The following is a 10,188-nucleotide window of genomic DNA, read 5'->3' on the forward strand; positions in this document are numbered from 1 at the left end:
TGTGTGTCGAATCACAATTTGTCGCGCGAAGAAGCCGCTACCCGCTCAGCCCTGATCACTACCCACAGCTACGACGTCACACTTGATGTCCGCGACGCGGCAGATCCCGCAGCCGCCGGATATCCGAGCACCAGCACCATCACTTTTTCAGCCCAGCCAGGCTCTGCCACATTCCTTGACTTCATCAATGGCGGCGTGGACTCCGTGGTGTTGAACGGGCGGGCATTGGACATCGGCAAGGTGGTGGACCGGGACAGGATCATCCTGGAAGGCCTCGACGCCAAGAACACCGTTACCGTCGCCGGAACTGCCCTCTACAGCCGCTCCGGCGAGGGGATGCACCGTTTCGTGGATCCCGCCGACGGCCAGTGCTACCTGTACACGCAGTACGAACCCGCAGACTGCCGGCGCGTCTTTGCCAACTTCGAACAACCGGACCTCAAAGCCGAATTCACCTTCCACGTCATCGCCCCTGCCGTCTGGGAAGTCGCTTCCAACGGACCAGAGACCGCGCGTATTTCGGTCCCGGGCGCGGAGTCCTTAGCACGGTGGGACTTTGCCACCACCAAGCGCATGTCCACCTACATCACGACTGTTTTGGCCGGGCCTTACTTCAAAGCGACCGACCACTGGGGTGCAACGCTCGACGACGGCACCCGCCTCGAGGTTCCGCTGGCACTTTACTGCCGGGCCTCCTTGGCGGCGTCTTTCGACGCCGACGAACTGTTCCGGCTCACCAGAAGCGGTTTGGCCTTCTTCAACGAACTCTTCGATTACCCCTACCCCTGGGGCAAGTACGATCAGGCATTCGTGCCTGAATACAACCTCGGCGCCATGGAGAACCCCGGACTGGTGACCTTCACCGAGAAGTATGTGTATGCCTCCCGTGCGACTGATGCCCAATACCAGGCGCGGGCCAACACCCTCATGCATGAAATGGCGCACATGTGGTTCGGGGACCTCGTGACCATGGCGTGGTGGGACGACCTGTGGCTCAAGGAATCCTTCGCCGACTTCATGGGAACGCTGGGCGTGGACCGGGCCACCGACTGGGACACCGCCTGGGTGAACTTCGCCAGCAAACGCAAGGCGTGGGCCTATGTCCAGGACCAACTCCCCACGACACACCCGATCGTGGCAGACATCCCGGACCTGGAGGCGGCAAAGCAGAACTTCGACGGGATCACCTATGCCAAGGGCGCGTCAGTCCTTAAACAATTGGTGGCCTACGTTGGTTTTGACGCCTTCATTGCCGGCTCCCGTGAGTATTTCAAGGAGCACGAATTCGGCAACACTTCACTGCAGGATCTCCTGAAGGCGCTCAGTGCTGCCTCGGGGCGGGACCTCGGTGATTGGGCCCGTCAGTGGTTGCAGACCTCCGGTATCTCCACGATCGCAGCGGACATCGCCGACGACGACGGAGTGATGGGCGCGGTGTTGCTGCAGCAGGATGCCATCGACCCCATCACCGGCCATCAGGAACTCCGGCCTCATCGCCTCCGCCTTGGCCTGTACGACGCCGACCAGACCGGCGCCCTGGTCCGGACGGAAAGCGTCGAGGTGGACATCTCCGGACCCAGCACCCTGGTAGCTGAGCTTGCGGCGAAGAAAAGGCCGGCCCTGTTGCTGGTCAATGACGATGATCTGAGCTACGCCAAAGTCCGGCTCGATCCAGCCTCCGAGCACACCGTCAGGACCTCCCTGGATAAGGTCCAGGATCCTATGGCCCGGGCTCTGTGCTGGACTGCCCTGTGGGACTCGGCCCGGGACGCCGTAACGCCTGCGGCACGGTACGTGAACGCCGTCGAACAGTTCGCACCGGCAGAACCGGGCATTGCCGTCCTCCTCAATGTCCTTGGAAACGCCTCGAGCGCCATCGAGCGCTTTGTACCCCCGGCAGTGCGGGCTGCTGTACGAAAGGATTTCCTCGCCGTCGCAGCCCACCAGCTACGTGCATCGGTACCTGGCTCGGACCACCAGCTGGCCTGGGCACGGACCCTGGCGGATGTGTCCCGTCATGGTGACAGTGAGCTCCCGCTGCTGCGGCAGATCCTGGAGGGTTCCACTGTTGTTGAGGGTCTGGTGGTCGATGCTGAACTGCGGTGGAGCCTCTGGCAGGCCTTGGCTGCGCACGGACAGGCGTCACAGGCGGAATTGGATCAGGAGCTCGAAACGGACAGGACGGCTTCCGGAAAGGAAGGGCACGCACTGGCCTCGGCTGCACGCCCCGACCCTGCAGTGAAAGCGGCCGCCTGGGATGCGGCCGTCAATGGCAGTGGCCTGTCCAATGAAATCCTGAGCGCTACGATGGCGGGCTTCTCCATTGCTCCCGCCTACATGACGGCACCGTATGTTGGACCGTACTTCGAGTGCCTGGAAGGTGTATGGGCCGGGCGCAGCATTGAAATTGCCGGCCGGATCGTCAGGGGGCTCTTCCCGGCCGCACAGGATCTGGCGGAGGGAATGGACGCGGCGGATCATCCGGTGCTGGTCAAGACGGACGAGTGGCTGCGGACCCATGCGGACGCGCCGCGTGCTTTGCGGCGGCTCATCATAGAGCAGCGGAGCCATCTCTTACGGTCGCTGACTGCCCAGGCTGCCATGGGCTAGGGAACCCGGTTCAGCCACTCATCGGTGCCGAACTTGGAGTCCACGCGTTTCCTCGCTTCTTCGAGTTCCGCTTCGGTGAGCTTGGATTCCACCGCACCGTAGCGCTCGGTAAATACAGCCTGCATGGCCTGAATGATTGCTGCCCGGGCCATGCCGGTCTGGCGTCGCAGCGGGTCCACGCGTTTCTTGGCGCTGCGGGTGCCCTTGTCCGACAGTTTCTCCTTGCCGATCCGCAGCACCTCCACCATTTTGTCGGCGTCGATGTCGTAGCTCATGGTGACGTGGTGGAGCATGCCGCCATTGGCAAGTCGCTTCTGGGCGGCTCCGCCGATCTTTCCCTGGTCCGTGGCGATGTCGTTGAGGGGAACGTAGAAGGCTGTGATCCCAAGCTTCTCCAGGGCGGCCATGACCCATGCATCAAGGAAGGCATAAGAATCGGCGAAGCTGATGCCGTCCACAAGCGTCTGCGGCAGATAGAGGGAATACGTGATGCAGTTACCGGCCTCCATGAACATGGCCCCGCCGCCACTGATCCGGCGCACCACCGTGATGCCGTGGCGGGCGACGCCTTCCGGGTCCACTTCATTCTTCACCGACTGGAAACTGCCAATGACCACGGAAGGCTCTTCCCAGTCCCAGAACCGCAGGGTGGGATTGCGAAGCCCCGCGCCCACCTCCTCTGTCAGGACTTCGTCCAGTGCGACGTTCACCTGCGTTGGAAGGATCGACGGCGGAATAACGTCCCACTGGTGGTCGGCCCAGCTGGTGGCTTTGGACAGTGCACGTCGCACGGTGATGGCTACTGCTTCCGCGGAGAAGCCGAACAGCGTGGCTCCCTCCGGCAGGCCAGCAGTGACGGCCGCGGCAATTTCGGCTGCCGTGGACGCCTCGGGAAGCCCGGTCAGGGCATTGTTGATGCCCTGGAGCGCTTCATCCGGCTCCAGGAAGAAGTCCCCGCTCAGTGAGACGTCAGTGAACCGTCCCTCCCGGACCTCCAGGTCCACCACCACGAGTTTTCCGCCGGGTACCTTGTATTCACCATGAAGGCGCGCGCCGGCGTCGTTATTGTCTTCTGCGGGTCCGGGAAGGGAAGTCATGCTTCCCATCTTGCCGGAAAACGCAAAGGCCCGCATCGCCGGAAAATCCAGCAATACGGGCCCTTGAAAGCCTTGGGGTGAAGTGGTTACTTCTTGCCGCCGAAGCCCTTGAAGCGGGCGTTGAAGCGCTCGACGCGGCCAGCGGAGTCCATGATGCGCTGCTTGCCCGTGTAGAACGGGTGGGACTCCGAGGAGATTTCGACGTCGATAACCGGGTAGGTGTTTCCGTCTTCCCACTCGATGGTCTTCGAGGAAGACACGGTGGACTTGGTCAGGAACTTCGTACCGGAAGCGAGGTCGTTGAAGACAACAGCTTCGTACTTCGGGTGGATATCAGACTTCATAATGGGACCTTTTGTTCGCGCAACTGGATTTTGCCAGCTGCCAGGTATGAATGGAGGTGGACCGTGGTCTGTAATGCAAACATTCCAGCTTCCGGGCCAACAACCAATCATAGCCGAAACGGGCACGGCCTACGAACCGGCTCAGTCCCGCGGGCGGAGTTCCCAGAAGGCGACGGCGGAGGCAGCGGCCACATTGAGCGAATCGACACCCGCCCGCATGGGGATTTTGACAGCGACGTCGACGGCGGCCAGCGTCTCCGGGCTCATCCCGGCACCTTCGGTTCCCAGCACCAACGCCAGTTTTGGAAGCTGCCTGGCCGCGAGATCGTCCAGGTCCACCGCATCATCGGTCAGTTCCATGGCTGCCACGGTGAAACCCTGGTCCTTCAGCCGCGCCAGGTCGCCGGGCCAGCTATCCAGACGCGCCCACGGTACCTGGAAAACAGTGCCCATGCTTACCCGGACGCTTCGCCGGTACAAAGGGTCGCCGCAGCGTGGCGAGACCAGCACAGCATCCACCCCCAGGGCAGCGGCTGAACGGAAAATCGCTCCGACGTTGGTGTGGTCCACGATGTCCTCCAGCACGGCGACCCGCTGTGCTGAGGCCAGGAGTTCCTCCAGGGGCACGGGGGCCGGCCGGTGCATTGCGGCCATGGCACCACGGTGAAGGTGGAAGCCTGTGATCTCCTCCAGCAACGAGGCCTTGCCAATGAAGACTGGAACGTCAGGGTAGGCCTTGAAGACGTCGCTGAGGTCCTCCAGCCACTTCTCGGCCAGAAAGAACGAGCGTGGCTGGTGGCCCGCGGCCAAGGCCCTGCGCAGCACCCTGGAGGACTCTGCGATGTACATGCCTTCCCGGGGTTCGCGCAGCTTTCGCAGGTGCACATCAGTGAGCGTGGTGTAGTCGCTCACGCGCGGATCATCGGCGGATTCGAGGTAGTGGAAGGTCACCGGGAGACTATTTCAGGAGGTTGGCGATCATGAAGCCAAGCGCGACGATGCCGAGCGTGAAGATGACGCCGCGCAGCACCTTGGGTGACAGCTTCCGGCCCACCTTTGAACCGACGAGCCCGCCGATGGTGGAGCTGACGGCAATGAGCAGGACAACCCACCAATTGATTCTGTCGAAGGCGAAGATGAGATAAGACACAGCCGCCACCATGTTCACCGTCAGGGTGAGGATGTTCTTCATGGCGTTGGCATTTTGCATGGTGCCCGAGAGGAACACTCCGAGGATGCCCACCAGGAGGATTCCTTGAGCGGCGACGAAGTAACCGCCGTACACCCCGGCAAGGTAGATCAGGACCACCAAGAGGATGCCATGGCTCTTGTCCTTGATGGCATGCTCGGGGTTCTGTTCCCTGTCCCGGATCCATGCCTGGAGTTTGGGCTGGAAGAGCACCATGAGCAGGGCAGCGACCAGCAGGACAGGTGCCACGTAGCCAAAGACTTTTTCCGGGAGGTGGAGCAGCAGCCATGCTCCCGTGATGCCGCCCAACAGCGACGCCGGCATCAGCTTGAGCAGTTGCCTGCCGCGGCCGGCCAGTTCGCGGCGATAGCCCCATGCGCCAGCGGCCGTACCTGCAACAAGGCCCATGGCGTTGCTCATGGAAGCAACGACAGGCACGACGCCCAAGGCGATCAATACGGGGAAGGTCACCAGAGTGCCGGAGCCGACTACCGCATTGATGGTGCCGGCCCACAGGCCAGCAAAAAAGACCAGGATGCTGCTAAGAATCTCCATTTTGTACTGGGACCGCCCTAGCGGCGCGCCGTGGCGGTGTAGCGCCCGGCATTTTCGGAAACGTCCAGGGCCAGGCCGAAGGTGTTGCCCAGGTGCTCGTCGGTCAGGACTTCCTGGATGGGACCGGCAGCCACAACTCCTCCTTCGCGCAACAGCATCGCGTGGGTGAAGCCCGGGGGCACCTCTTCAAGGTGGTGAGTTACCAGGACCATGGCCGGCGCGTCGGGGTCGCTGGCGAGCTCGCCCAGCTTATGGACCAATTCCTCACGTCCTCCCAGGTCCAGGCCTGCGGCCGGCTCATCCAGCAGGAGCAGCTCGGGGTCGGTCATGAGGGCACGCGCGATCTGAACGCGCTTGCGCTCCCCCTCCGAAAGGGTGGCAAAGGTCCGGCTGAGGAGGGGACCCATTCCCCAGTCGTTCAGGAGGCCAAAGGCGCGGCGCTCGTCGTCGCGTTCGTACCCCTCCCGCCAGCGGCCGGTGACGCCGTACGCTGCGGTGACCACCACGTTCAGGACGTTCTCGTGCTCGGGGATCTGGGTGGCAAGCGCTGCCGAGGAGAGGCCGATCCGGGGGCGGAGTTCAAAGACGTCGACCCGCCCCAGAGTCTCGTCGAGGATGCCGGCCTTGCCGCTGCTGGGGTGCAGGCGCGCGGCGGCGATCTGGAGAAGGGTTGTTTTGCCAGCGCCGTTGGGGCCCAGGATGACCCAGCGTTCTCCTTCGTTGACTTGCCAGTCAACCTTGTCCAGCAGGGTCTTTTTGCCTCGGACAACGCTGACGGAAGCCAAATCCAGAACATCACTCATAGCAGTAGACACTAGGACAAAAGTGAACATGACTGATAACCGGCACTTTCCGCTGGTTTAACAGGCGAAACAGTTTCGGGGGCAAGAAGGCCGATCGATAGGATTGAGGCCATGACTTCGAACTTGGCTGCGGTCAGCTATGGCGTGAATTTGTCCCCTGAATCGCTCGATGCCGTGCGCAAGGTGCTGGCAGACGCCGGCGCGGAAGTGTCCGCGGAATCACAGACCGGTGACGAGCGCTTCGCCGTTCACACGGCCGATGTAGACGTGCGGCTTGATTCACCGGACGCGCTGTCCGACCTTCGACGCCGGGTGGCCGGGTCGGCTTTGACCGGCACCGATACTGCCCTGGTCCCCGCAGGGCTCCGGCAGGCAGGGCGCAAGCTTCTCATCATGGACGTGGATTCAACGCTTATCCAACAGGAGGTCATCGAGCTCCTTGCTGCCTACGCTGGCAAGCGCGAAGAGGTTGCGGCCGTCACGGAAGCTGCCATGCGGGGCGAGCTCGACTTCGCCCAGAGCCTGCATGCCCGTGTCGCCGTACTGGCGGGCTTGCCGGCCGCCGTCGTGGATTCCGTACGTGAGGAAGTGCGCCTCAGCCTGGGTGCGGCAGAGCTCGTGGCCGCGTTCAAGAAGGCCGGTCACGTCGTGGCGGTTGTTTCCGGCGGCTTCAACCAAATCCTGGGCCCGATTGCCGGGGAGCTGGGCCTGGACTACTGGATTGCCAATGAGCTTGAGATTGTGGACGGTGCACTCACGGGCAAAGTCCTGGGTGCTGTCATCGACCGGGCAGCCAAGGAGAAGTACCTGCGCCAATGGGCCGCTGCCGAAGGGATCGACCTGGAGCACACCATTGCAGTCGGCGACGGCGCGAACGACCTTGACATGCTGGGGGCGGCCGGGATCGGCGTAGCGTTCAACGCAAAGCCTGCAGTTCGCGCCGTGGCCGATGCCGCAATCAACATGCCCTACCTTGATGCAGTGCGGCACATCGCCAACGTCTGATTCCGGGGCCGCTAAGCACGCAGTCCATGCCGCCACCTTCAGAGAAACACTTATTGTGATTTCGTGACGCGAAAACTGAATCAATTTATTTGATTGTTATCGGTCCGTACCTTTACCCACAACAATTGCGATGTTTCTGAATCGCAATGGTGTTTAATCCTGATCTGCGCATACTCTTGGGGTTGTACCGCGAGGTAGGCGGTGGCCAGGCATAAGGGAAGCGCGGAATCCGAAAAGTGAAGCATTCGCAGCGAACGTGGAAATGGTGGAAAAGCCGTGAAACCACGAAGTCCGCGGTGCCCAGCGCGTACTCAAGGGATGAGGGTCTCAGCACCTTCCCCGAACTCTTCTCCGGTCACTCTGCCTATTCCTTCGAAGACATTACTGAACAGGAAGAAAGCACCATGAGCACGCTTGACGAAGCTATAAAGCAATTGTTGTCCATTGAAGGCGCTACAGGGGCCGCGGTAGTCGACTACTCCAGCGGCATGGCCCTCGCCCAGGGCGGCAGCCCCGGATTCGATCTCGGCGTGGCCGCAGCGGGTAACTCAAACGTAGTGAGCGCGAAGCTGCGCACCATGGCCGACCTCGGCCTGGACGGCGACATAGAAGACATCCTCATTACTTTGAACGGGCAATACCACTTGATCAACGTCCTGAATTCCAGCGGATCCAGGGGGCTGTTCGTGTACTTGGTGCTTGACCGCACCTACGCGAACCTTGCCTTGGCCCGCCATAAGCTCAACAACCTGGCAAAGGGAATCACCATCTGAGCCCCTGCAACGACAAAGGGACGGCCACTGTCAACGTGGCCGTCCCTTTGTGTTGAACTTCCGGGGCTGTCAGCTCTTCACCCTTCGGGCGGCACTATGTCCCGACACGGCAGCGCTTCCCAACATGTGATAAACCAAAACGTCTTCGTTGGTGTTGGAATTGGCTTCGATGGTCACAAGTTCACCATCGCGGACTACTCCGATCCGATGGCACCAGCTGACCAGTTCGGTGAGGTCGGAGGACATCAGAATGATTGCGACGCCGGTCTGCCTCAGCTCGTCAAGCATCTGGTAGACGACGTCTTTCGCCCCAATGTCGATGCCGCGGCTGGGGTGGGACATGATCAGCACGTCACAGCCGGAAGTCATCCATTTGGCGAGCGAGACCTTCTGGCGGTCTCCCCCGGACAAAGTGGTGAGCGTGCCATGGATATTCGTTGTGTTGATCCGCATGCGTCGCACCAGTTCGATGACGCCCCGGAGTCCCGAGATCTCGTCTTTCAGGTCTTCGTCCCCGGTCTGCACGCGCAAGCCCTCGGCAATGCTGGCTTCTTCGTCAACAGCGCCGGCGTCCTCGGAAAGGTAGCCGATCCTCAGCCGCAGCGCATCCTCCGGCCCTTGGATGCTCACGGGCTGCCCGTGCAGGAACAGCTGCCCTGACGTAGCCGGCCTGACACCGACGAGGGATTCCACTACCTGGTGGACACCCGATTGATGAGTTCCGAGCAGCCCGAAGATTTCGCCCTTGGCAACGCTGAATGAGATGTTCCGGACAGAGTCCCCAACACTGAGTTCTGCCACCCGAATGGCCTCGTCGCTGACGGCAAGCTCCGTAGGGCGGCTGCTGCCTGCAGGCTTCTGCTCAAGCAGCAGGAAGGCCAGTTCTTCGGGATTGGTCCTGCTGGCTTCGAGGACGGTATGGACCTTGCCGTCCCGCAGCACGGCGATCCGGTGCGCGATAGACCGGACTTCATCGAGGCGGTGGGTGATGTAGATGATCGCCCGTCCCTGGTTGACCAGCATCCTCAGTACCTGGTGCAAGGTCGCGACGTCATGATCGGGAAGAGACGCTGCCGCTTCGTCCATGATGACCAGTTGGGCTTCCTCGGCCACCATCCTCAAGACTTCCACCAGTGCTTGCTCCGCGCGGATGAGCGAGCCGACCAGGGCATCCGGGTCCAGGGCGATCGCCACGTCGTTAATTAGCTTCAATGCCGGCCCCCGAAGATCATCCTGGGATTTGTCGGCCTGAAACGTTCCCCTGTAGATGGCCTTGGCAACCGTCAGCTGCGGATCGAGCCGGAAGTTCTGCGGAATGATACCCACCCCACATGCTTGGGCTTCATCCCTGGAAGCGGGCCCGAATTTCTCTCCAGCCAAAGTGACCAGCCCGGAGTCGTGACGCAGGGACCCGGACAAGACGTCCATCAACGTGGACTTTCCGGCCCCATTGGTACCGATCAGCCCAAGTATTTCGCCGCGATGCAGCGAGAGATCAACGCCTTTGAGGATGCGTCGCTGATCGTAGGAAGCGTGAATACCATCAGCATGCAACAGCAGGTCCAAAGAAGCTCCTAGTTCACGTTTATGCGCCAACAGATCTCGAAATTCCGCAGCGCGCAAGGCGCACCGGCGCGTTGCCGTGCATTGAACGTTCCGGGTGCTGTGCCGAGTCAATCAGATCAACTGAATTAAGGCAAAAAAGGAGAATAAAACAAGTATTGGCAATTCGTGACGCGAAAATCATCAAAATTTATCAGATCGTCACTCTCTGGTTCTTAAACGACTGCGGCCCGGGACAAAGTCCCGGGC

Annotated in this window: 9 protein-coding genes; 3 read left to right on the forward strand and 6 right to left on the reverse strand. The window is 61.4% G+C overall.

All coding sequences use genetic code 11. The features are described 5' to 3' along the window. Positions 1-3 precede the first annotated feature (3 nt). Positions 4-2,610: an aminopeptidase N gene (gene pepN, locus ACFVSI_RS07195; protein ID WP_387821353.1), complete on the forward strand. Its 2,607-nt coding sequence runs from the start codon at positions 4-6 to the stop codon at positions 2,608-2,610. Here the strand turns inward: pepN and ACFVSI_RS07200 are convergent. From ACFVSI_RS07200 to ACFVSI_RS07220, 5 genes are all read right to left on the reverse strand, one after another. Then, on the reverse strand, positions 2,607-3,707 hold the full coding sequence (locus tag ACFVSI_RS07200; RefSeq protein WP_387821356.1) for a biotin/lipoate A/B protein ligase family protein: 1,101 nt from the start codon (positions 3,705-3,707) through the stop codon (positions 2,607-2,609). The two genes, pepN and ACFVSI_RS07200, sit on opposite strands and share 4 nt — an antisense overlap. Positions 3,708-3,793: 86 nt before the next feature. After that, positions 3,794-4,051, reverse strand: coding sequence for a type B 50S ribosomal protein L31 (locus tag ACFVSI_RS07205; RefSeq protein WP_066275740.1), 258 nt, complete (start codon positions 4,049-4,051; stop codon positions 3,794-3,796). A gap of 141 nt (positions 4,052-4,192) precedes the next feature. Continuing rightward, positions 4,193-5,002: a TrmH family RNA methyltransferase gene (locus ACFVSI_RS07210; protein ID WP_387821360.1), complete on the reverse strand. Its 810-nt coding sequence runs from the start codon at positions 5,000-5,002 to the stop codon at positions 4,193-4,195. Between the two features lie 7 nt (positions 5,003-5,009). Next, positions 5,010-5,795: a sulfite exporter TauE/SafE family protein gene (locus ACFVSI_RS07215; RefSeq protein WP_144658804.1), complete on the reverse strand. Its 786-nt coding sequence runs from the start codon at positions 5,793-5,795 to the stop codon at positions 5,010-5,012. Positions 5,796-5,812: 17 nt separating this feature from the next. Next, positions 5,813-6,598, reverse strand: coding sequence for an ABC transporter ATP-binding protein (locus ACFVSI_RS07220; protein ID WP_387821362.1), 786 nt, complete (start codon positions 6,596-6,598; stop codon positions 5,813-5,815). Positions 6,599-6,709: 111 nt separating this feature from the next. Here ACFVSI_RS07220 and serB point away from each other — a divergent pair, with 111 nt between their 5' ends. Together serB and ACFVSI_RS07230 are read left to right on the forward strand one after the other, a co-directional pair. Then, positions 6,710-7,603 (forward strand): phosphoserine phosphatase SerB, encoded by an 894-nt coding sequence (gene serB / locus ACFVSI_RS07225; RefSeq protein ID WP_387821365.1) that lies wholly within the window; start codon positions 6,710-6,712, stop codon positions 7,601-7,603. Between the two features lie 404 nt (positions 7,604-8,007). After that, positions 8,008-8,376: a hypothetical protein gene (locus ACFVSI_RS07230; RefSeq protein WP_387821368.1), complete on the forward strand. Its 369-nt coding sequence runs from the start codon at positions 8,008-8,010 to the stop codon at positions 8,374-8,376. Between the two features lie 69 nt (positions 8,377-8,445). On the opposite strand, the gene ACFVSI_RS07235 is transcribed toward ACFVSI_RS07230, so the two are convergent. Further along, complete coding sequence (locus ACFVSI_RS07235) at positions 8,446-9,942, reverse strand: ATP-binding cassette domain-containing protein (RefSeq protein WP_387821371.1); 1,497 nt, start codon at positions 9,940-9,942, stop codon at positions 8,446-8,448. Between the last annotated feature and the right edge of the window lie 246 nt (positions 9,943-10,188).

The organism is Paenarthrobacter sp. NPDC057981 (assembly GCF_042886835.1).
In the GTDB taxonomy this organism is placed as follows: Bacteria; Actinomycetota; Actinomycetes; order Actinomycetales; family Micrococcaceae; genus Arthrobacter.

Coding starts and splice junctions, on each gene's coding strand:
- ACFVSI_RS07200 (WP_387821356.1), bottom strand. CDS start 3,707: ATGACTTCCCTTCCCGGACCCGCAGAAGACAATAACGACGCCGGCGCG.
- ACFVSI_RS07205 (WP_066275740.1), bottom strand. CDS start 4,051: ATGAAGTCTGATATCCACCCGAAGTACGAAGCTGTTGTCTTCAACGAC.
- ACFVSI_RS07215 (WP_144658804.1), bottom strand. CDS start 5,795: ATGGAGATTCTTAGCAGCATCCTGGTCTTTTTTGCTGGCCTGTGGGCC.
- ACFVSI_RS07220 (WP_387821362.1), bottom strand. CDS start 6,598: ATGAGTGATGTTCTGGATTTGGCTTCCGTCAGCGTTGTCCGAGGCAAA.
- serB (WP_387821365.1), top strand. CDS start 6,710: ATGACTTCGAACTTGGCTGCGGTCAGCTATGGCGTGAATTTGTCCCCT.
- ACFVSI_RS07230 (WP_387821368.1), top strand. CDS start 8,008: ATGAGCACGCTTGACGAAGCTATAAAGCAATTGTTGTCCATTGAAGGC.